Here is a 21,011-nt window from a genome sequence, read left to right on the forward strand (position 1 = left end):
GGGCGGCCGGCCTCCCAGCATCGATCCATGACCGACACCGTGCGCGAGAAAGTCCCCGAGGACGTCCAGCCGTTGCTGCGCAACCGGGACTTCCTGCTGCTCTGGCAGGGAGCGGCGGTCTCCGGGCTGGGCTCCAACGCCTCCAGCGTGGCGTACCCGCTGCTGGTCCTGGCGCTGACCGGCTCCCCGGCCGACGCCGGCTTCACCGGCTTCGTCGCGCTGGTGCCGCAACTCCTGTTCCCGGTCCCGGCGGGCGCCCTGGTCGACCGCTGGAACCGCCGGCGGACGATGGTCTGGTGCGACGTACTGCGCGCCCTGGCCATCGCCAGCGTCGCGGCGGCCCTGCTGCTGGACCGGGTGTCGCTGGCGCACATCCTCGTGGTCGGCTTCGTCGAGGGCACGCTGACGGTGTGCTTCCAGATCGCCGCCTCGGCGGCCGTCCCCAACGTGGTGCACCCGTCCCAGCTGGCCGCCGCGCTCTCCCGCAACGAGGCGCGGGCCCGCGGCGCCACCATGCTCGGCAAGCCGCTGGGCGGCGCCCTGTTCGGCTTCGGCCGGGCGCTGCCCTTCCTGTTCGACGCGGCCAGCTACCTGTGGTCGCTGGTCTCGCTGCTGCTGATCCGCACCGAGTTCCAGTCCGAGCGGCGCCCCCGGGGCGAGCCGCTGCGACGCGAACTCACGGAGGGCGTGCGCTGGTTGTGGCGCAATCCGTTCATCCGCACCACGACCTTCCTGATCGCGGGCAGCAACCTGCTGTTCCAGGCGCTCTTCCTGACCGTCATCCTGATGGCGCGCGACCAGGGCGGCTCGTCGACCGCGATCGGCCTGATGTTCGGACTGGGCGCGGTCGGCGGGGTGCTCGGCTCGCTGCTGGCGCCCGAGGTGGAACGGCGGCTGTCCATGCGGACGGTGGTGATCGGCGCCAACTGGGCCTGGGCGCTGCTGGTTCCGCTGCTCCTGGTGGTCCGCGGCCCCTACCTGATCGGCGCGGTGTACGGCCTGATGTGCTTCGTCGGCCCGGTGTGGAACGTGGTGACCTCCGCCTACCAGCTCGCCGTCACCCCGGACGCCATCCAGGGCCGGGTGCTCGGCGCGGTCGGCGTGATCGCCTTCGGCGCCGTCCCGCTCGGTTCGCTGATCGGCGGCCAGCTGCTCTCCCGCTTCGGCGCGACCGCCACCGTCGGCGTGCTGGCCGCCTGGATGGTCCTGCTGGGCGCCACCGCCACCCTCAGCCCCGCGGTGCGCTCCGCCCCGTCCCTGGCCGGAGCGGCGGGCTCCGGCCGGTCCTAGCGGCGGGCTCCGCCCGGTCGCAGGGGCGCCCGTCCTGCTGCCCGTTTGTCTCTTGTCGCCGTTCCCCGGCGCCCGGCAGGCTCGCCCCGTCGCAGTGTCAACCACCAAGGCTAGGAGGGCCGTTGTGGCCGAGGAAGCCACCGACACCTGCACGTTCCAGGTCGTCGGCAACGACGAGGAGCAGCATCCGCATGTCTGACACCGTGCCGGCCGGCGTGCTCCGGACCGTGGGCCGGACGCCGCTGGTCGAGCTGACCAGGATCGAGCCGGCCAGCCACTTCCGCCTCTTCGCCAAGCTGGAGGCGCACAACCCCGGCGGCTCCATCAAGGACCGCTCCGCCCTGGAACTGCTGCGCGAGGGCATCCGCTCGGGCCGGCTGGTCCCCGGGCGGTCCGTGGTCGTCGAGTCCAGCTCGGGCAACCTGGGCATCGGACTCGCGCAGGTCTGCGGCTACTACGGGATCCGCTTCATCTGCGTGGTGGACCCCCGCGCCAACCGGCAGAACATCGCCGTCATGCGGGCCCTGGGCGCCGAGGTCGAGGTGGTCACCACGCCCGACCCGGTCACCGGCGAGTACCTGCCGGTGCGGATCCGCCGGGTGCGCGAGATCCTCGCCATGACCGAGCACGCCTACTGCCCGGACCAGTACTCCAACCCGGCCAACCCGCGCTCCCACCACGCGACCATGCGGGAGATCCAGGAGGCCGTGCCCGGCGGCCTGGACTACCTGTTCTGCGCGACCAGTTCGTGCGGGACGCTGCGCGGCTGCGCCGAGTACGCCCGGGAGCGGCGGCTCCCGGTGACCATCGTGGCCGTGGACGCCGAGGGCAGCGTCATCTTCGGCCGCGATCCCGCCCCCCGGCTGATCCCCGGCCACGGCGCGGCCGTCCGCCCGGCGCTCCACCAGGACGGCCTGGCGGACGAGGTGGTGCACGTCAGCGATCTCGACTGCGTGGTCAACTGCCGTCGCCTGGCGAACCGCGAGGCCATCCTGGCGGGCGGCTCGGCGGGCGCGGTGATCGCCGCGGTCCGGCGGATGAGCGCCCGGATCCCGGTCGGCGCGAGCTGCGCGGTGATCCTCCCCGACCGGGGCGAGCGCTACCTCGACACGATCTACGACGACGCATGGGTGGCCTCGCACTTCGGCGACGTCGCCCACCTCTGGAAGGAGAACGGCCCGGTGGCCGAGGTGACAGCATGCTGATTCTGACGGCCGGCGAGGTCCGGCAGGTGCTGGACGGTGCCGAGCACGAGGTGGTCGAGGCGGTCGGCCGGGCGTACCGGCTGCACGCGGCCGGACGCACCGCGGTTCCGCACTCGCTCTTCCTGCGCTTCCCCGACTCGGCCCGCGACCGGATCATCGCCCTGCCCGCCTACCTCGGGACCACCGGGGGCCCCGGAGACCGCGAGCCGGTCGCCGGCATCAAGTGGATCTCCTCCTTCCCGGGCAACCTGGCCTCCGGACTGGAGCGCGCCTCCGCGGCGGTCGTCCTCAACTCGATGCGCACCGGCCACCCCGAGGTGCTGCTGGAGGGATCGGTGATCTCCGCCCGGCGCACCGCCGCGAGCGCCGCGCTCGCGGCCGCCACGCTCGCCCCGGCGGAGCCGCAGACCGGCGTCACGCTGGTCGGCTGCGGCGTGATCAACTTCGAGGTGCTCACCTTCCTGCGGGCCCTGCTGCCCGACCTGGCCGAGGTCACCCTCTTCGATCTCGACCCGGCCCGCGCGCGGGCCTTCGCCGAGCGCTGCGCGGACCGGCTGCCCGAGCTCAAGACCACCACCGCCGAGCGGATCGAGGACGCCCTGGCGGCCCACCGGCTGGTCTCGCTCGCCACCACCGCCGCCGCCCCGCACCTGGACGCCTCGCCCTGCCGGCCCGGCACGCTGCTCCTCCACCTGTCCCTGCGCGACCTCTCCCCGGAGACCATCCTGTCCAGCGTCAACATCGTCGACGACGACGACCACGTGTGCCGCGAGGCCACCTCCCTGCACCTGGCCGAACAGCAGGCCGGCCACCGCGACTTCATCGCCGACTCGATCGGCGCCATCCTCACCGGCGGCCGGGGCCACCGCGACCCCGGGGCGCTCACCGTCTTCTCGCCCTTCGGCCTGGGCGTCCTCGACCTGGCCGTGGCCGACCTGGTCCACCGCAAGGCGCGGGAGCAGGGCCTGGGCACGGACGTCCCGGACTTCCTCTCCCCGGAGGCCTAGGAGCCCGCGGGCCGTGAGCCGCGGGTCCGCGAGGGGCTGGTTCGGGCGGGGCGATCGGCGTCGCCCCGCCCGAACCGGTCGGACACGCCCCTCGCGGACCCGCCCGACCCCGGTGCCGCGCGCCCGGTCAGTCCCCGCACAGCGCCCGGGCGAGGCTGCACAGCTCCGCCCGGTCCGGGCTGCCGGTCTTGTGCAGCAGGCTGGCGATGTGCTTCTCCACCGTGCGCGGCGAGATGGACAGCCGCTGGGCGATGTCCTGGTTCCCGAGCCGCTCCACCAGCAGCGCGAACACGTCGTACTCACGCGGCGTCACCCCGGCCGTGCGCAGTTCCCCGGGGATCAGCTCGCGCCCGGTGCGCCGCTGGGCGACCACCACGCCCGCCTGCCGGATCATCGACCGGCAGGCGCCGGCGACGGACCGGACGCCGGCCTCGTGGAAGTACTCCTCGGCGGTGCGCAGCCAGGCGACCGGCTCGCCCCAGCCGTCGGCGAGGGCCGCCTCGGCGACCAGCCGCAGTCCGAGGTGGTGGGCGGTCGGGAAGCCGCGGAACTCCCGCGCCGCCTGCTCCACCAGCGCGGCGGCCTCCCGGCCTCGACCCTCGCGGCCGAGCAGGACGGCGTCGGCGAGCACCAGGAACTGCCGGTTCCAGGCCAGGGCTGCGGCTGGCGCCGCCCGGACGGCCGCGTGGGCGGAGCGGTCGGCGGTGTCCGCGAGGGCGGCGAGCAGCGGCCCGAGGCCGTACCGTCCGCTGAGGTAGAAGACGTTGGGGTGGCGGTCCTCCCAGGCGGCCGCGGCGGCCAGCTCCTCGACGGCCCGGGCCCGGTTCTCCTCCAGGAGGGCGCAGAAGGCCCGGCACAGCCCGTACAGCACCGGCGTGAGGAAGGAGGCGGAGTCGTCGGCCCGCTCGAAGCGCAGCAGTTCCCGCTCCATCTGCCGCCGCCGGCCCTGGTGGGCGGCGACGGTGGCCGCCACCAGCAGCAGGTAGCGGTGGATGCCGAGGTTGCGCATCCGGGCGCTCGGCTCCAGGCAGCGGTCGATGATCTCCCGGGCCGCCGGGAAGTCGGCGCGCTGCAGGGCGTCCATGGCCAGCAGGCCGTCCGCGTGCTGGGCGAGGACGAGCGCCCCCAGGTCGCGGGCGGCGTCCCTGGCCTCGCGGATCCGACGCGCGTCACCGGAGCGCATGAAGGCGTTCCCGCCGAGCCGCAGCAGCGCCTCCACCCGCCAGACCGGCAGGGTGTGCGCCTCGGCGACGGCGAGCATCCGCTCCAGGCAGGCGTCGGCGTCGTCGAAGCCCCGTTCACGGGCCAGCAGGGCGAGCAACTGCCAGGCCTGGCAGGCCACCACGGGGAGCTTCTCGCGTTCGGCGACCTCGGCCGCCTCGCGGGCCAGCCGCTCGGTCTCCTCCGTCGCCCCGCCGTGGTGGCCGGGCAGCAGCGCCAGGTGGCCCTCGACCACGGCGAGGGCGGCGGTCTGGCGGGGGTCCCCGGAGCCGCCCAGCTGGGTACGGGCGGCGGCGATCTGCGCCAGGGTGTCGGCGGCCCGCTCGGCGATCACCGCCACCCAGGCGAGCCTGGTGTGCAGGGCGACCCGGCGCTCGATGTCCAGCGCGCCGGCCCCGGCCGCCGGGAGGGACTCGGCCAGCGCGAACACCCGGTCCAGTTGTCCGGCCTCGGCCAGCGCGTAGACCAGCGACTCGACGACGTCGGTGCGGTCGGCCGCCGCGGCCAGCCCGTGGGCCCGCTCCAGCAGTTGGACGGCGGTGGCGGAGGCACCCGCGGCCAGCTCCCGGCGGCCCGCCTCGGCGTAGAGCAGCGCCGCGCCCGCCCCGTCGCCGCCCAACTCCCGCAGGCGCGCGACCAGCTGGCAGCGGCCGTCGGCGAGGGCCGGATCGGCCGCCAGGATCGCCTCGGCCGCGCGGCGGGCGATCACCGCCCGCTCGGCCGGCGGCAGTCCGGCGAGCAGGGCCTCCGCCGTGAGCGCGTGCCGGAAGGCGTACTGGTCGACGGCGGTGGGGTCGGGGACGACGAAGCCCGAGGCGGCCGCCGTGGCCAGGTGGTCGAGCAGCGGCCGCGTGCCGTGGCCGGTGATCAGTTCCAGGGTGCCGAGCGAGAACCCGGTGCCCAGGGTGGCGGCGAGCAGCAGGAGGTCCCGGACCTGCGGATCGAGCTGCTCCAGCCGGTGCCGCAGGCCGCTGACCACGCTGGCCGGAACGGCGGTCGCCAGGTCCCCGGCGACCCGCCACCCGTCGCCGTCCGCGCGCAGCGCCCCGGATCCGACCATCTCGGTGAGCAACTCCTCGACGAGGTAGGGGTTCCCGTTGCTGACGGTGCTCAGCCGGTCGACCACGGCGGCGGGCACCCGCTCGACCGGCAGCTCCAGGCAGCCGGCCGCGAGGGCGCCGACCTGCGGCCTGCCGAGCGGCTCCAGGACGGCCAGCGAGGCGACCCGGCGTCGCTCGCCGCCCCGGGCGAGCTCCAGGGCGGCGCCCGGTTCGGGCAGCAGGGTGGCCACCAGGAGCACCGGCAGTCCGGCCAGGTTGTCGATCAGGTAGTCCACCACGGCGATGGTGTCCGAGTCGGCCTCGTGCAGGTCCTCCAGGACGACCAGACAGCCGCCGTCCCGGCCGAGTACGGCCAGCAGCCGCAGCACGGCCTCGGCCAGCTCGACCGCGCTCTCGGGGTAGCCGGGCACGGCGGTGTGCCGCCACTCCGGGATCACCCGGCCGAGGGCCGGGCGGTAGGGCTCCAGCTCCGGGTCGGCGGGGACACCGACGACCCGGAAGCGGGAGTTCAACGCCTCGATGAGCGGGCGGTACGCGATCCCGGCGCTGGTCGGGCTGCCGCGTCCGCGCAGCACCGGCAGGCCGAGCTCCTCGGCCCGGCCGACGCAGTCCGCGGCCAGCCGGGACTTGCCGATCCCCGCCTCGCCCACCAGGAAGACCGCGTGGCCCGCATTGTCCCGAAGACCGGTCAGAACCGTGTGGAGCAGCGCGAGTTCGGTCTCGCGGCCGATGGTCGTCGGGGAAGTGTTGCGCACGCTTCGCAGGCTACTGTGCCGATGTTGTGATGAATAGTGATCTCCGGAGGAAGATAATCACTTCCCGGGCACGCCTGCGGGTACCGGCCACTCCTTCCTCTCGCCCCTCTCCCCTCTCCCTCTCCCTCGCCCCGATTCTTCCTCTTCCCGATCCGCTCCTCCCGCCCGTCTCCGCTCCGCCCCCGAGGGGGCGGGTCAGTGGGGGTCGTCGGTGACCGGCTGGCTGATGGTGGTCCACTGCTCGAGGGTGGAGCGGAACATCGTGGGCTCGCGCAGCAGCCGGGAACGGCGGCCGAGCCCGCCGCCGCTGCGCAGCCGGATCTCACCCGCCGGGTGGTCGGCGGCGGCTCTGGGCCCGCTGGTGGGCCGCGGGCGGCGGAGCACGAGGTCGGTGCTGTCCATGAACGTTTCCTTCCGCTGTGGATGATCCAGGAGGTCGACTTCAGGTGGTCCCGGAGGTGACCGCGTCTCCGGGAACGGGGACGAACCGCCCTTCGGACGGCGGTTCGTACGGTGCTTCGGACGGTACTTCGGACCGTGCTTCGGACCGTGCTTCGGACGGTGGTTCAGGGCTCGGCGAGTGCAGCAGCAGCGCCGAGGGGACGCGGTCGGCGAAGCCGAGCCGCAGCAGGCCGTGGCCGAGGCCGGCCGGGCCGGTGAGCAGTCCGGGCGAGCCGGTCCCGCCGGGGGCCGCGCCCCGCGGACCGCGCCGGACCACACCGGCGGCCCGGTCCCCGAGGGCCGTCCGGCCGGGCGCCCGGTGGAGCAGTTCCAGGGCGCCCCACTCGCCGTGGCAGAGGCTGGCACCGGGCAGCGGTCCGGCGGCCGCGAGGCTCCCGACGGCCTCGGTGACGGCTGCGGCCAGCGCCGGGTCCGCCATCGCCTCGGCCCGGTCGGCCACCGCCAGCGCCACTCCGGCCAGGCCCGCGCACCAGGAGAGGTCCGCCCCGGCGGAGGGCCGCGCGGCCACGGCCGAGCGCAGCGCAGCCAGCCCCGAGCGGCGGTAGGGCTCGCCGCCCCCGGCGGCGGCGAAGCCGAGCAGCGCCCAGCCGACCCCGGCCGCGCCGGTGGCGAAGCCCGGCGCGGCCGGGAGGGGCGCGGCGGCCAGCCGGTCGGCGCAGTCCCGCGCGCCGCGCCGGAGCGCGGGCGAGGGAAGGACGCGGTGCGCGGCCAGCAGCGCGGCCAGGCCGCCCGCCGTACCGTCCAGCACGCCGAGCGGCTGCTCGGCACCGGCGGCCCGGACGGTCAGCGCGGCGGCCGGCTCGATCAGGGTGCGCAGCTCGGCGTCGTCCAGGGCGGCCGAGGTCAGGGTGAGGGCGTACAGGATGCCGCCGAGCCCGGTGAAGCCGCCCGAGCCGACCGCGCCGAGGTCCTCCGCCGGGAGCGCGTCGAGCCGGCCGAGCAGCTCCGGCAGCGGGCGCAGCGCGGTGAGCGCCGTCTCCGCGTAGCGGTCCGTGCCGGTGAGCTCCGCGAGTTGGGCGAGGAACAGGGCGATCCCGGTGTAGCCGTCCCCCAGGTCCGCGCCGCAGGGCCCGAACCGGCGGTAGCGCTCGCCGAGCAGTTCCGTGCCCAGCCAGTTCGCCCGCCCGCGGCCCCGGTGCGCCTGCCGGACCAGCTGGTCGCCGAGCTCCCGGGCGGCGGCGAGCAGCCGCTCGGGGTCGGGCACTTCGCCGGGCGCGGCGGCGCGGGGTTCGGACGGCGCGGCGGCGCGCGGGCCGGGCACGGCGGCGGGATGGGCCGGTTCCGCGGTGCGGCAGGCCAGCGAGGCCCGGATGATGCGCTCCTGCCCAGCGAGGTCGTCCTCGTCCATCGCCGCGAGGCGGTCGGTCACCCGGGCGAGTCCGGGCCGGTCCAGGGCGTCGGGGATGCGGGTGCCGGTGCCGCTCCACAGGTCGGCGCGGCCCGGGCGGGCGGTGAACACCGGCACGTCGCCGTCCCACAGTTCGGCGACCTCGTGGTCCAGCAGCCCCGGCCAGCCCGGGTCGTCCACGGCGTCCGTGCCGAGCAGCCGCAGCAGGTCCTCCCGGTCTGCCGGCTCCCGCAGCGCGTCGGGGTGGGTGGCCTCGGCGAGGACCGTCGCGTAGACCTGGGTGGCCCGGGTGACCACCCGGACTTCGTCGTCGGCGAAGCGGCGCAGCAGGCCGGTCAGCTCCGGCCGGCCGGCCAGGACCGCGCGGTAGCCGGCGCGGAATCCGGCCACCAGCGCCTCGGCGTGGGCGGCGGGCTCGACGGGCCCAGCGGACTCAGCGGACTCAGCGGCGGCGTCGGCGTCGTCCAGTCGCGGCCGGTTGCCGCCGCCGCGGACGGCGCCGGACCGGCGGACCATCCGCATCTCGTCGGTGCCGGCGGCCTCCCAGCCGATCCCCTCCAGCGGGGCGCGGCGGTCGTCGCCGCCGCCGAGGCCGGAGAGGTCGAGGGCGGTCTCGTCCCCGAGGACCAGGTGCGGGAGCAGTCCGGTCCGCTGGACGGACGCGTCCAGGGCGCGGGCCGCCGGGTCCTCGGCGGCCGGGCCCTCGGGCCCCGGCGGGTGGAAGAGCGTCTCGACGTCCACCGCCACCGGGTGGTCGCCGCAGGCGATCAGGTTCTCGAAGTGCAGGTCGGTGAGGTCCAGGACGTGGGCGAGGGCGAGCAGCGCGCCCTGACGCCGGTAGAACCGGTCCAGCTCGGCCGGGGAGGTGCAGGGCCTGGCCTCGATGAACTCCGCCCAGCCGTGGTCCGGCCGGGTCAGCAGGGCGGGCGTGCGCAGGTCGGGCGTCCCCGGGCGGGTGTTGAACCAGTCGACCAGTTCGCCGAAGTGGCGGTCGGCGGCGAGCGGGCGGGGCTTGTGGACCACGCGGCTGCCGTCGGCGAAGCGCAGGACGGCGACCCGGCGCCCGCCCCGGTGGGCGTCGCCGGCGGCCCGGTCCACGGCGACCAACGGCCCCGGGTCACGTCCGGCCAGGAGCGCGGCGAGCAGCTCGGCGCGGTCGGCGGCGTACCGGGTGAGCAGTTCGGCCATGGCCGCGACGGCGTTCACGCAGTGGCGGCCGAGCAGCCGGGCCAGCACCGGGTACGCGGCGCACAATCGGGCCAGGCCCGCCCCGGTCCCGGTGGTGGCGACGAAGTCACGGAACCGGTCCTGCGGGGTCGCGCCCGCCAACCGCCCCTCCGTCCGGGCCACCCGGAGCTCCAGCACCAGCGTGCGGGCCGCCAGGCCGCCCAGCGCGGCGGCCGTGGTCACGGTGAACTCCCGGACGATCTGAGGCAGTTCGGCCACCCGTGCGAGCTCCGGCCCGAGCGCGGCGAGCAGCCGACGCCCGGCCAGGTCGGCGAACGGCGCCAGGACGAGGGCGAAGCCGGTCGTCCCGGGCAGCGGTACGGACGGCGGGAACGGAGAGCGGGGCGCGGCGGCCAGCGCGGCCTCGACGAACTCCGCCGGGTCGGCCGGCTCCGCTCCTCGCGGGCCCGGCGGCTCCGCCGGCACGAGACTCGGCGACCACCGGCGCGAGGCGACCGCCTCCGCTGCTGCGAGCGCACTGTCACCGATCACGGCGCAGAGCCTGTCAGTCCGCGCGGCGGCCGCGCAAGAGGCGGGAAACTGCCGAATTTACCCTACCGACCGCACCGACTCTCGTGCCTCCAGCAGGAGTTGAGTGCCCGTCCGGTGTTCCTCCGGTGTTCCCCGAGCCCTCCCCTCGTAGGGCTCGGGGAACCGTTCACCCGGTCTTGCCGTAGCCGAGGCACTCGACGATCAGGCCGTCCCGGACGAGCGCGATGGTCACGCCCCGGACCGAGTCGGCCGGTCCCTCCCCGAAGCGGTGCCGCCAGCGGACCGTCGCCCGTTCACCGCTGACGACGACCGCCTCCGGTTCGAAGCGGCCCGCGCGGTCCTCGATGAGCGTCCGGCAGAGCTCCAGACACGCGGTGCGGCCTTCGTACCGGGCCCCGTCGGGTGCGGGCTGCCTCGGCTCGATCACGCAGTCCTCGGCGAGCAGGTCGGCGAGCAGGGAGACGTCCCGGTCGACGAAGGCCCGGATGAAGCGGTGGACGGCCTCGTCCGTGGCGCGGAACGACATGCCGCCCCCTCAGGAGCCGGCCGGCCGACGGGCCGGCGCCGCACCCCGACCGCGGGCAGGCCCCCGGCCGCGCCGGTTCACCGGGACCCCGCCCCGGGACCGCTCCCCGTCTCCCCGGCCTCCCCGGCCGCGTCGGCGGGGGAGGCGGCCGCGTCGGGTGCGGCGATCGCGTGTTCCGCGGCGCGGCTGACGTGCTCCCAGGCCGACCAGGTCTCCATCCGGGTGCGGGCGATGTCGAAGGCGAGGTCGTAGACCATGCTTCCGAGGAGCAGGCGCAGCGGCGGTTCGTCGCTGTCGACCAGCTCCAGCAGCGCGGCCGCGGCGAGCTTCGGGTCGCTGTCGACCGAGCCCTCGGCGAACTGCTTGGCCAGTTCCTCCCGCAGCGGCGCGTAGGCGTCGAGGGGGCTGGTGCTGCGCATGGCGGAGTAGAGGTCGGTCCAGTAGCCGCCCGGCTGGATCATGCTGACCTTGACGCCGAAGCCCGCCGCCTCCATCGCCAGGGCCTCGCTGAGGCCTTCCAGCGCGAACTTGCTGGCGCTGTAGAGGCCGGTGCTCGGGAAGCCGCCGAGGGCGGCGATGCTGGAGACCTGGACGACGTGGCCGGAGCCCTGCTCGCGCAGGACCGGCATGACGGCCTGGCTGACCCAGAGGGCACCGAAGAAGTTGACGTCCATCTGGGCGCGGGCCTCGGCCTCGGTGAACTCCTCGACCATGCCCATGGAGAGCATCCCGGCGTTGTTGACGACGACGTCGAGCCGCCCGTAGTGGCCGGCCGCCGCACTGACCGCGGCGAACACCGCGGCGCGGTCGGTCACGTCCAGGGCGAGGGGCAGCACCCGGCCGGGGTGGGCGGCCGCGAGCTCCTCCAGCGGGGCCACGGTGCGGGCGGCGACCGCGACCCGGTCTCCGGCGCTCAGCGCCGCCTCCGCGAAGGCGCGGCCGAGGCCGCGGCTGGCGCCGGTGATGAACCAGACGCGGTCGGTGGTGTCGGCAGGGGTGTTCACGTGCGTGTTCCTGTTCGGTGCGGCGCCGTGGCGCGGGTCGGTGGTGTGGTGCGGGTCGGTGGGTGTGGTGCGGGTCGGTGGGTGTGGTGCGGGTCGGTGGTGTGGCGCGCCGGGGGCACGGGGCACGGGATGCGGTGACCCAGCGGCCCCGGGCCACCGGTCAGGCGGTCGTCCGGCGCGCGCTGCGGACGGCCAGGAAGGTGACGAGGGTCAGGACCGCTCCGGCCGGCAGGACGCCGTTGATGCCGGCGGTGGTGGCGACGACGCCGCCGAGGAGGGCCCCGAGCGCGATCGCCAGGTTGTAGACGGAGGTGTTCAGCGCGGTGGCCGCCTCGGTCGAGTCCGGTGCCGCCTTGAGGATCCAGGTCTGGACGCTGACCGGCACGCCGCCGAAGGCCAGCCCCCAGCCCAGCAGCAGGAGGGCCCCGCTGACCGGTGTGCGGCCGGCGAGCGGGAAGACCGCGAGGATCGCCGTCAGCAGCACGCTGATGGAGACGATCGTGGCACGGATGTTGCGCTCGGCGGCCGCCCCCGCGAGGAAGTTGCCCAGGATGCCGGCGACGCCGAAGCCGAGCAGCAGCGGGCCGATCGCGCCTTCGCCGATCCCGGAGGTGCTCTGCAGGACCGGGCTGACGAAGGTGAAGGCCGCGAAGTGGCCGCCGACCAGGAGGAAGGTGGAGAGGACTCCGGCACGCACCACGGGGTGGCGGAACTGCTGCGGCAGCGTGCGCAGTTGGACGACCTGCTCGGCGGGCATGGGGGGCAGCAGGAAGAGCAGGGCGACCAGCACGAGCAGGCCGAGCACGCCCGCGGCCACGAACGCGGTGCGCCAGTCCGCGAGGCCGCCGACCAGGGTTCCGGCCGGTACACCGAGGACGTTGGCCGCCGTCGCGCCGCCGAAGACGACCGAGATGGCCCGGGGGATGGACCGCTCCGGCACCAGCCGTACGGCGAGGCCGGCGGCGAGCGCCCAGAAGCCGCCGATGCTGACGCCGACCAGGAAGCGGGCTGCCAGCAGGACGGTGAAGTTCGGCGCCGCCGCCGACAGTCCGTTGGCCAGGACCATCAGGGTGATCAGGGCGATCAGGGCCACCCGCCGGTCGAGGCGTCCGATCGCCACCGGGAGCAGTGGCGCGGTGACGGCGGCGACCAGGCCGGGGACGGTCACCATCAGGCCGGCGGTTCCCTCGGAGACGTCGAGGGCTCCACCGATGAAGGGCAGCAGTCCCACCGGCAGTGACTCGACGGTCACCAGCGCGAAGGTCCCGACGGCCATGGTGACGACGGCGAGCCAGCTCCTGAGGGGCACCCGCTCCCGGTCGGACGCGGTGGGGGATCTCTCGGCTTCGGTGAGGGCCATGGCGGTCTCCGTTCGACGGGGAAGGGCTTCGGACCGCTGTCGATCTTCGAATCCCTCGCCATGATCATCAACACCGAAGATCGGTAGGATCTGATAACCAGGACTTATGACCGGGGGGTCGACCGCAGGTGGACGTAAGAGAGATCGAGATCTTCCTGACGCTCGCGGAGGAACTGCACTTCGGGCGGGCGGCCGCCCGGCTGCACCTCACGCAGGCGCGGGTCAGCCAGGTGATCTGCCGCCAGGAACGGCAACTCGGCGGTCTGCTCTTCGACCGCTCCAACCGCCGCCGCATCCGGCTGACCCCGCTCGGCCACCAGCTGCGCACCGACCTGAAGCCGGTGTACGCGAACCTGCGCCACAGCCTCGAACGCGCCCGGATGACGGCCCGCGGCAAGACCGCGCGCCTGCGCGTCAGCCTGATGCCCTTCAACGTGCCCGACCTGCACCGCTACTGGCAGACCTTCCGGGCCCACCACCCGGAGTGGGAGCTGCAGATCCGCACCGCGCCCTACGTCGACGCCTTCGCCAGGCTCCGCGAGGGCGACGCGGACGTGCTCGTCACCTGGCTGCCGGTGGACGAACCCGATCTCGCCGTCGGCCCGGTGCTCTTCTACGACCGGCGCACCCTGGCCGTCTCCTCGGACCACGAACTCGCCGACCGCCACACCGTCCCGATCGAAGCCCTCGGCGACTTCGGCCACGCCATGCCGCCCGACATGGCCGACTACGTGCAGGACGGCTACCTGGGGTTCCACACGCCCCGGGGCAAGACGATCGAACGCATCGAGCAGGTCACCAACGCCGACGAGCTGATCAGCCTCGTCATCAACGGCGAGATCGTCCACCCGTTCCCGTCCCACGTCACCCACTACTGGTCGATGTCCCACGTGCGCTTCATCCCGATCCCCGAGATGGGGACCATCCCCTACGGCCTGGTGTGGCGCAGGGGCGACGACAACGAGCTCATCCGGGCCTTCGCCCAGATCGTCCGCAGCCTCGGCCCCGTCCGGTTCTGACGGGTGCCGCCCGCGCCGCCCCAGCAGAGAAGTCCGCGGTGGACAAGCGATCAACGACGTCCGCCGCCCCCGGCCCCGCGCGGCAGCGCCGGGCGACGCACGGACGCTCAGGAGCCGGAGGGCTCCAGGATGCCCATCTCGGAGATCTTCAGGGCGGCCTGGAACCGGGTCTGGACGCCCAGGCTGTCCAGCAGTCCCGAGATGGTCCGGCTCAGGGTCCTCGCGGAGACGCCGAGTTGGCGGGCGATGGTCTCGTCCTTCACCCCGGCGGCGAGCATCCGGATGATCAGGTGCTCCTGGGCGGTGAGCGGCACGTCCACGGCCGCGCCGTCCGGACCCCCGCGGTCCAGCGGGACGGCGTCGTGCCAGCAGAAGTCGAAGAACGTCTGGAGCGAGCGGACGAGTTCGGTGCCCCGGATGGCGAAGGCGCCGCGCGAGCTGTCCTGGGGGTCGATCGGGAGCAGCGCCAGGCCTTCGTCGAAGATCAGCATCCGCAGCGGCAGGTGGGCGGCGAGCCGGACCTCCATGCCGAGGCGGGTGATCTCGGTCAGGTACTCGGCCATGTGCGGCACCTCCGCGATGTGCCGGGCGTAGAGCGTGCGGACCTGGATGCCGCGGCTGACCACCTCCTGGTCGCGCAGGAGCATGTCGTCCATCACCTCGATCGGCGGGATGCCGCCGGGGTGCATCGTGCTCTCGTGCGCCTGCACCATGCTGACCGCGTCGTCGATGAAGGCGTTGACCTGGCTGCCGCTGCGCAGGGTCTCGATCTCGACGACGCCCCGCTCCTCGGCCCGCAGTCGCATGAAGCCGCTCATGATGGTGCGGATCGACTCCCGGGTGCGGGCGAGCTGCTGCTGGTGCAGCGTGACCTGGCGCTCCTCGGTCGCGAAGAGCCGGCTCAGGGCGGCTTCCGGGTCGATCGCGCTGTAGCCGCCGGGCGCGGTGGTGGAGGCGGCCAGCAGGCCGAGGCGCTCCAGCAGGTCGAGCGCGGCCTCGACCTCGGCGGGCGAGACACCGGTCTCGCCCGCGATGTCCTCCACCAGCCAGCTCGGGTGCTGGTGGATCAGCCGGTAGACCGCCTGGGTGAGTGACGCCTCGGCATCCGTGCCGACGGTGGTGCGCCGCATTTCCGTTCCCCCTGTTGCTCCCCCGTGGGCGTCCGCGACCGCGTGGGTGGAGGTCGGCGCCCACCTCCCGCGGGCCGTGCCGCGGGCCTTGCACAGTACCTCGTGTGATCACGCCATGCCACAGATCGCGCATCTCACATGGCGAGACGAACCGGCGCCGTGGCCGCCATCCGTCATGGCCGATGGCCGCAACCCGCAACCGTGGATTCGCGATCACCGGACGAGCAGGATGGACGTCAGAAGGCCGGAGCGAGGCGCCGACAGCGCCCCCCGGTCGAGCATCCGATCGCCGTTCAGGGGGAGAACCATGTCCAGGTCGTTCCGCATCGTCCCGTCGCTCGTCGCCGCCACCGCCGCGCTGGTCCTCTCCGGTGCCGCCGTCGCCGCAGCGGCCGACGCGCCCGCCGGCCCGTCCGCCCGGGTCTCGGTGGCCGCCGACGGTGCCGGCACCGCCGCCACGCCCCACACCGAGCCCGGGGCCACCCCGACCCCGACCGGCGGCCCGGGCAGCAACGGCTGGTGGTAGGCCGTGCCCGCCGCGCCGGCGGACCCGACACGCCCTCGGGGTCGCCCGGCCGACCAGGACCCGGAGCCGCCGGCTCCGCAGTGCGAGGAATGGTGGACGCGATGACGACTCCCGAACCCGCGGCGGCCCGGCCGGTCTCCCCGCCGCGGTCGCGCCAGGCGGGCGCGACCCTGTGGCTGACCGGCCTGCCGAGCGCCGGCAAGACCACGCTGGCCCGGGCCCTGTGCGCCCGCCTGGCGGCCGGCCCGGACGGCGGGCGACCGGTGGAACTGCTCGACGGTGACGCGCTGCGCGCCGAGCTCTCGCCCGACCTCGGCTTCGCCCCGGCCGACCGCGACCAGCAGGTGCGCCGGGTCGGCTTCCTGGCCCGGCGGCTGGCCGCCCACGGCGTCCTCGCCGTCGTCCCGGTGGTCGCCCCGTACGCGCGGGCACGCGGCCTGGTCCGGGAGGCGCACCGCGCGGACGGCGTCCGCTACCTGGAGGTGCACGTCGCCACCTCCCTGACGGCCTGCGAGGAACGCGACGTCAAGGGCCTCTACGCGCGGGCCCGGGCCGGGCGGCTCGCCGGCATGACCGGCCTGGACGCCCCGTACGAGGCACCCGAGCACCCGGACCTGCGGCTGCGGACCGAGGCCCGGACCCCCGACGCCTGCGTCGACGACCTCCTCCACCTCCTGACAAGGGAAGGACTGGCATGACCACCCTCGCCGAGCCACCCCGGCGGACCCCCGCACCCCCGGCGCCGGACGGGCACCTGAACGACCTGCGGGACGAGGCGATCCACGTCCTGCGCGAGACCGCGGGGCAGTTCGACCGACCGGCCCTGCTGTTCAGCGGCGGCAAGGACTCCGTGCTGGTCCTCCACCTCGCCCTGCTGGCGTTCCGTCCGGCCCCGTTGCCGTTCCCGCTGCTGCACGTCGACACCGGCCACAACTTCCCCGAGGTACTGGCCTTCCGCGACGCCGCGGCCGCACGGGCCGGCGCCCGGCTGCTGGTGGCGCGGGTGCAGGACTCCATCGACGCGGGCCGGGTCCGGGAGCGTCCGGACGGGCTGCGCAACCCGCTGCAGACCGTCACCCTGCTCGACGCGGTCGCCGAGCACCGCTTCGACGCCCTGATCGGCGGCGCACGCCGGGACGAGGACCGGGCCCGGGCCAAGGAGCGGGTCTTCAGCCTGCGCGACGAGTTCGGCCAGTGGGACCCGCGCCGACAGCGGCCCGAACTGTGGCAGCTCTACAACGGCCGTCACCTGCCCGGCGAGCACCTGCGGGTCTTCCCGCTCTCGAACTGGACCGAGCTGGACGTGTGGCGCTACCTCGCCCGCGAGGACGTCGCCCTGCCGGAGCTCTACCGGGCGCACCGCCGCCGGGTCGTGCGGCGGGACGGGATGTGGCTGCCCGAGTCCCCGCACGTGCCGCTGCGCGCCGGCGAGCGGGTCGAGGAGCGGCTGGTGCGCTACCGCACCGTCGGCGACGTCACCTGCACCGGCGCGGTGGAGAGCACCGCCGTCGACTACCCGGACATCGTCACCGAGGTCGCCCTGAGCCGCACCACCGAGCGCGGCGCCACCCGGGCCGACGACCGGCTCGGCCAGGCCGCCATGGAGGACCGCAAGCGTGAGGGCTACTTCTGATGACTGACACTCTGTTGCGCGTGGTGGCGGCCGGCTCGGTCGACGACGGCAAGTCCACCCTGATCGGCCGACTGCTGCACGACTCGTGCGCGGTCCCCGACGACCAGCTCGCCGCGCTGCTCGCGGCCGGGCACGAACGCGGCACCGGGCTCGACCTCTCCCTGCTGACCGACGGGCTGCGCGCCGAACGGGAACAGGGCATCACCATCGACGTCGCCTACCGCTACTTCGCCACCCCCCGGCGGTCGTTCGTCCTGATCGACACCCCCGGCCACGTCCAGTACACCCGGAACATGGTCACCGGCGCCTCCACCGCGGACGCCGCCCTGCTGCTCGTCGACGTCCGGGCCGGGCTGACCGACCAGACCCGCCGACACACCGCCCTGGTGGCCGCGCTCGGGGTGCGGCACGTGCTGCTGGTGGTCAACAAGATGGACCTGGCCGACTGGGCGGAGCCCGCCTACCGCGCCGTGGAGCGGGAGTTCCGCGCGCTGGCCGAGCGACTGGGGATCGCCGAACCGGCCGTCGTCCCGGTCTCGGCCGCCACCGGCGACAACGTGGTCGAGCCGTCCGCCGCCATGCCCTGGTACGGCGGCGGCCCGCTGCTCGCCCGGCTGGAGGACTGCGCCGCCGCGCCCGCCGACGCGCGGCCGGCCAGGATGCCGGTCCAGGTCGTGCTCCGCGCCGGCGAGTACCGGGGGTACGCGGGGCGGATCGAGTCCGGGGTGCTGCGGCCGGGCGACCGGGTCGTCGCGCTGCCGTCCCGGGCCACCGGCCGGATCGCCGCCATCGACGCCGCCGGCGGGGAACTGGCCGAGGCCGGCCCGGGCCGCTCCGTCGTCCTGCGGCTGCACGAGGACCTCGACATCTCCCGGGGCGAACTGCTCGCCGCGGCCGCCGACGCCCCGGAGCCGACCCGCGACCTCACCGGCACCGTGTGCTGGTTCTCCCCGCGCCCGCTGCGGGTCGGCGACCGCCTGCTGGTGCGGCACGGCACCCAGGTCACCCGGGCCGTGGTCCGCGGGATCGGCGACCGCTTCGACCCGACCACCGCGGACCGGGTCCCGGGACCGGCCGAGCTCGAACTCAACGCCCTGGCCCACGTCAGCCTGCGCACCATGACCGAACTCCCGGTCGACGCCTACCACCGGCTCCGCGCGACCGGCGCCTTCCTGCTGCTGGACGAGCAGGACGGCGACACCCTCGGCGCCGGCATGGCACTCCCCGCGGGCAGGGCCGCGTGAACCACGACACCACGACCCCCCGGGTCGCCGTGGTCGGCGCCGGCGCCGCCGGCACCCTGGCCGCCGTCCAGCTGCTGCGTCAGGCCGACCGGCACGGACTGCGCTGCGCGGTCGAACTCCTCGACCCCGCCGAGCTGCCCGGCCGCGGCGCGGCCTACCGGACGCCCGACCCCCGCCACCTGCTCAACGTGCCCGCCGCCCGGATGAGCGCGCTCCCCGAGGACCCCGAGCACTTCGTCCGCTGGCTCACCACCGCCGCCGGCGGCCGGTACCGGCCCGCCGACTTCGTGCCCCGCGCCCTGTACGGGCGGTACCTGGGCGAGCTGCTGGCCGACACCGCGCGGCAGTGCGGCCGCTCGGCCCGCCTCGTCCACCGCCGGGACCGGGTCGTCGGCCTCGACGCCCGCCCCGACCGCCCGGTGCTCCGGCTCGGCTCGGGCGAGCGCCGGAGCGTCGACGCGGCGGTGCTCGCGCTCGGCCCGCTGCCCTCGGCAGCCGGCTGGGCCCCGGACGCCCTGCGCGCCGACGCCCGCTTCCTCCGTACCCCCTGGGCGGCCGGGGCACTGGAACGGATCCCGGAGCGCGGCGACGTCCTGCTCGTCGGCACCGGACTGACCATGGCCGACGTGGCCGTCGCCCTGGAGCGGCCCGGCCGCACCCTGCACGCGGTCTCCCGCACCGGGCTGCTGCCCGAACGCCACCGCGAACACCCACCGCCCCCGGTGGACCCGCCCGCACTGGACGGCCTGCCGGACCTCGCCGCGCTGCGCCGCGCCACCCTGCGGCACCTGGCCGCGACCCGTCGTCACTGCGGCGACTGGCGGCCGGGCCTGGACGCCCTGCGGCCGGTCACCGCCGCGCTGTGGGGCGGCCTGTCGGCGGCCGACCGGGCCCGTTTCCTGCGCGAGGACCTGCGGCGCTGGGAGGTCCACCGGCACCGGCTGGCCCCGCCGACGGCCGCCCGGCTGGACGCGCTGCGCACCGCCGGCCGGCTGACCGTCCGGGCGGGCCGGGTCGCCGGCGTACGGCGCACCGACGGCGGACTGCGGGTGCGGCTGAGCGACGGCCATGAGCTGCACGTCGTGGCGGTGGTCGACTGCACCGGCGCCGCCCTGGACCCGCGCACCGCGGACGACCCGCTGCTGCGCTCCCTGCTGGCCGAAGGGACGGCCCGCCCCGGACCGGCGGGGGCCGGGCTGGACACCGCCGCCGACGGTCGGCTGCTACCCGCCGGCGACCGGGCCGGGGCGCCGCTGTGGACGCTCGGCGCGGCCCGCCGCGGGAACCTCCTGGAGTCCACCGCCGTCCCCGAGATCCGCGGCCAGGCGGCCGACGCGGCCGCCGCGCTGCTGCGCACCCTCCCCGGCTGGGAGCACGGCGCCCCGAACCCCCGAAGGAGCGCCGTGGACCGCGCGACCACCCTGGGAGCGACCCGATGACCCTCGGTGTCGGACTGGTCGGCTACGGGGTCGCCGGCCGCCAGCACGCCGCCGCACTGGCGGGCGCCGGGGTGGCGCGGATCAGGGCCGTGCTGGAGCCGGACCGGTCCACCGACCTCGGGCCGCTGCGGCGAAGCCCCGGCTGGGCGGACCTGCTCGACGACCCGGGCGTCCAGCTGGTGGCCCTGTGCACGCCCCCCGGCGGGCGGGCCGCACTCGCCGAGCAGGCCCTGGAAGCCGGCAAGGCCGTGCTGCTCGAACGGCCGGCGGCCTGTTCGCCCGCCGAGGTCGACCGGCTGCTCGCGGTCAGCCGCCGGGTGGGACGCCCCGTCGGGGCGATGTTCCAGCACCGGCAGCTGATCCCCGAGCAGGTCCTGCGCTGGGACTGGGGTCCGGGCGCCACCGCCGTCCTGCACGTGTCCCGGTACCGCCCGACCGCGCACTACCACCGGGCCGGCTGGCGGCACGACCCGGACCGGGCGCTCGGCGGGGTCACCGCCCACCTCGGGGCGCCCTACCTGGACCTCGCCTGCCAGGTGCTGGGCGAGCCCGCCGCCGTGCACGTGGTGGGCCGCCGCGAGGTCGCCCCCGGGATCGACTCCCGGATCGCCGGGGTGGTCGACTTCCGCGGCGGGGCAACGCTCAGCTTCGCCGTCACCGCCGAGTCCACCGTCCGCACCGCGCGGCTGGAGGTGCTGGGCGCCGACGGCCGGCTCCTGGTGCACAACGGCGAGGTGACCACCGAGACCGGCGGCGCGGTCGAGGACCACCCGACCGTCCCGGGGTCGCGGCTGCGCCTGGAGGTCTACCGGGAGATGGCCGAGGCACTGGCCACCGGACGGCCGCCGCGGCGCTGCCGGCTGGACGCCTCCCGCGCCGTGACGACCGTTCTGCACGCCGTCGCGGAACGGGCCCGCTGACGACCGCGCGGTGAGCACGGGCGCCGCCGCCCGGACCCTCCGCGCACGGCCCGACCGGCATCCCGCGCCGGCACCCGCGGCCGACACCCGCGGCCCGGCATCCCCCACGCCCGGCCCGACCGGGGACCTGCCGCCCCTCGCC

Annotated in this window: 17 protein-coding genes; 10 read left to right on the forward strand and 7 right to left on the reverse strand. The window is 75.6% G+C overall.

Annotation, left to right across the window (positions count from 1 at the left end):
- Positions 1–27: 27 nt before the first annotated feature.
- The 3 genes from ACIRD3_RS10570 (at position 28) to sbnB (ending at position 3,502) form a co-directional block, all read left to right on the forward strand.
- Positions 28–1,290 (forward strand): MFS transporter, encoded by a 1,263-nt coding sequence (locus tag ACIRD3_RS10570; RefSeq protein WP_402213973.1) that lies wholly within the window; start codon positions 28–30, stop codon positions 1,288–1,290.
- A gap of 191 nt (positions 1,291–1,481) precedes the next feature.
- Positions 1,482–2,495 (forward strand): 2,3-diaminopropionate biosynthesis protein SbnA, encoded by a 1,014-nt coding sequence (sbnA, locus tag ACIRD3_RS10575; RefSeq protein WP_402213975.1) that lies wholly within the window; start codon positions 1,482–1,484, stop codon positions 2,493–2,495.
- Entirely contained in the window at positions 2,489–3,502 is a 1,014-nt protein-coding gene (gene sbnB, locus ACIRD3_RS10580) for a 2,3-diaminopropionate biosynthesis protein SbnB (protein ID WP_402213977.1), read from the forward strand. The genes sbnA and sbnB overlap by 7 nt, the downstream gene beginning before the upstream one ends.
- A 127-nt stretch (positions 3,503–3,629) precedes the next feature.
- On the opposite strand, the gene ACIRD3_RS10585 is transcribed toward sbnB, so the two are convergent.
- The 6 genes from ACIRD3_RS10585 to ACIRD3_RS10610 form a co-directional block, all read right to left on the reverse strand.
- Complete coding sequence (locus ACIRD3_RS10585; protein WP_402213979.1) at positions 3,630–6,539, reverse strand: AAA family ATPase; 2,910 nt, start codon at positions 6,537–6,539, stop codon at positions 3,630–3,632.
- 195 nt (positions 6,540–6,734) lie between these two features.
- Positions 6,735–6,941 carry a hypothetical protein gene (locus ACIRD3_RS10590; RefSeq protein ID WP_402213981.1) on the reverse strand — a complete coding sequence of 69 codons (207 nt, stop codon included), beginning with the start codon at positions 6,939–6,941 and terminating at the stop codon, positions 6,735–6,737.
- Between the two features lie 40 nt (positions 6,942–6,981).
- Entirely contained in the window at positions 6,982–10,068 is a 3,087-nt protein-coding gene (locus ACIRD3_RS10595; protein ID WP_402213983.1) for a type 2 lanthipeptide synthetase LanM family protein, read from the reverse strand.
- A 166-nt stretch (positions 10,069–10,234) separates the two neighbouring features.
- Positions 10,235–10,594 (reverse strand): nuclear transport factor 2 family protein, encoded by a 360-nt coding sequence (locus ACIRD3_RS10600; RefSeq protein WP_402213985.1) that lies wholly within the window; start codon positions 10,592–10,594, stop codon positions 10,235–10,237.
- A 77-nt stretch (positions 10,595–10,671) separates the two neighbouring features.
- Positions 10,672–11,598: an SDR family NAD(P)-dependent oxidoreductase gene (locus ACIRD3_RS10605; protein WP_402213987.1), complete on the reverse strand. Its 927-nt coding sequence runs from the start codon at positions 11,596–11,598 to the stop codon at positions 10,672–10,674.
- A gap of 160 nt (positions 11,599–11,758) precedes the next feature.
- Positions 11,759–12,958, reverse strand: a complete 1,200-nt coding sequence (locus tag ACIRD3_RS10610) for an MFS transporter (RefSeq protein WP_402213988.1) — start codon at positions 12,956–12,958, stop codon at positions 11,759–11,761.
- A 128-nt stretch (positions 12,959–13,086) separates the two neighbouring features.
- Here ACIRD3_RS10610 and ACIRD3_RS10615 point away from each other — a divergent pair, with 128 nt between their 5' ends.
- On the forward strand, positions 13,087–13,977 hold the full coding sequence (locus ACIRD3_RS10615; RefSeq protein WP_402213990.1) for a LysR family transcriptional regulator: 891 nt from the start codon (positions 13,087–13,089) through the stop codon (positions 13,975–13,977).
- 107 nt (positions 13,978–14,084) lie between these two features.
- On the opposite strand, the gene ACIRD3_RS10620 is transcribed toward ACIRD3_RS10615, so the two are convergent.
- A complete protein-coding gene (locus ACIRD3_RS10620) occupies positions 14,085–15,107 on the reverse strand; it encodes a LuxR C-terminal-related transcriptional regulator (RefSeq protein ID WP_402213992.1) in 1,023 nt (340 codons plus the stop codon).
- A gap of 307 nt (positions 15,108–15,414) precedes the next feature.
- Here ACIRD3_RS10620 and ACIRD3_RS10625 point away from each other — a divergent pair, with 307 nt between their 5' ends.
- The 6 genes from ACIRD3_RS10625 to ACIRD3_RS10650 all read left to right on the forward strand — a co-directional run bounded on the left by ACIRD3_RS10625 (position 15,415) and on the right by ACIRD3_RS10650 (position 20,869).
- Positions 15,415–15,633: a hypothetical protein gene (locus ACIRD3_RS10625; protein WP_402213994.1), complete on the forward strand. Its 219-nt coding sequence runs from the start codon at positions 15,415–15,417 to the stop codon at positions 15,631–15,633.
- A gap of 101 nt (positions 15,634–15,734) precedes the next feature.
- Complete coding sequence (gene cysC / locus ACIRD3_RS10630; protein ID WP_402213995.1) at positions 15,735–16,331, forward strand: adenylyl-sulfate kinase; 597 nt, start codon at positions 15,735–15,737, stop codon at positions 16,329–16,331.
- Positions 16,328–17,266 carry a sulfate adenylyltransferase subunit CysD gene (cysD, locus tag ACIRD3_RS10635; RefSeq protein ID WP_402213997.1) on the forward strand — a complete coding sequence of 313 codons (939 nt, stop codon included), beginning with the start codon at positions 16,328–16,330 and terminating at the stop codon, positions 17,264–17,266. The genes cysC and cysD overlap by 4 nt, the downstream gene beginning before the upstream one ends.
- Positions 17,266–18,510: a sulfate adenylyltransferase subunit 1 gene (locus ACIRD3_RS10640; protein ID WP_402213999.1), complete on the forward strand. Its 1,245-nt coding sequence runs from the start codon at positions 17,266–17,268 to the stop codon at positions 18,508–18,510. Before cysD ends, ACIRD3_RS10640 begins: the two co-directional genes overlap by 1 nt.
- Entirely contained in the window at positions 18,507–19,949 is a 1,443-nt protein-coding gene (locus ACIRD3_RS10645; RefSeq protein WP_402214001.1) for an FAD/NAD(P)-binding protein, read from the forward strand. The genes ACIRD3_RS10640 and ACIRD3_RS10645 overlap by 4 nt, the downstream gene beginning before the upstream one ends.
- A complete protein-coding gene (locus ACIRD3_RS10650; protein ID WP_402214003.1) occupies positions 19,946–20,869 on the forward strand; it encodes a Gfo/Idh/MocA family protein in 924 nt (307 codons plus the stop codon). The genes ACIRD3_RS10645 and ACIRD3_RS10650 overlap by 4 nt, the downstream gene beginning before the upstream one ends.
- Positions 20,870–21,011 lie beyond the last annotated feature (142 nt).

It is taken from the genome of Kitasatospora sp. NPDC093550, assembly GCF_044764985.1.
GTDB lineage: Bacteria > Actinomycetota > Actinomycetes > Streptomycetales > Streptomycetaceae > Kitasatospora.

Coding starts and splice junctions, on each gene's coding strand:
- ACIRD3_RS10570 (WP_402213973.1), top strand. CDS start 28: ATGACCGACACCGTGCGCGAGAAAGTCCCCGAGGACGTCCAGCCGTTG.
- sbnA (WP_402213975.1), top strand. CDS start 1,482: ATGTCTGACACCGTGCCGGCCGGCGTGCTCCGGACCGTGGGCCGGACG.
- sbnB (WP_402213977.1), top strand. CDS start 2,489: ATGCTGATTCTGACGGCCGGCGAGGTCCGGCAGGTGCTGGACGGTGCC.
- ACIRD3_RS10590 (WP_402213981.1), bottom strand. CDS start 6,941: ATGGACAGCACCGACCTCGTGCTCCGCCGCCCGCGGCCCACCAGCGGG.
- ACIRD3_RS10600 (WP_402213985.1), bottom strand. CDS start 10,594: ATGTCGTTCCGCGCCACGGACGAGGCCGTCCACCGCTTCATCCGGGCC.
- ACIRD3_RS10610 (WP_402213988.1), bottom strand. CDS start 12,958: ATGGCCCTCACCGAAGCCGAGAGATCCCCCACCGCGTCCGACCGGGAG.
- ACIRD3_RS10620 (WP_402213992.1), bottom strand. CDS start 15,107: ATGCGGCGCACCACCGTCGGCACGGATGCCGAGGCGTCACTCACCCAG.
- ACIRD3_RS10625 (WP_402213994.1), top strand. CDS start 15,415: ATGTCCAGGTCGTTCCGCATCGTCCCGTCGCTCGTCGCCGCCACCGCC.
- cysC (WP_402213995.1), top strand. CDS start 15,735: ATGACGACTCCCGAACCCGCGGCGGCCCGGCCGGTCTCCCCGCCGCGG.
- cysD (WP_402213997.1), top strand. CDS start 16,328: ATGACCACCCTCGCCGAGCCACCCCGGCGGACCCCCGCACCCCCGGCG.
- ACIRD3_RS10640 (WP_402213999.1), top strand. CDS start 17,266: ATGACTGACACTCTGTTGCGCGTGGTGGCGGCCGGCTCGGTCGACGAC.
- ACIRD3_RS10650 (WP_402214003.1), top strand. CDS start 19,946: ATGACCCTCGGTGTCGGACTGGTCGGCTACGGGGTCGCCGGCCGCCAG.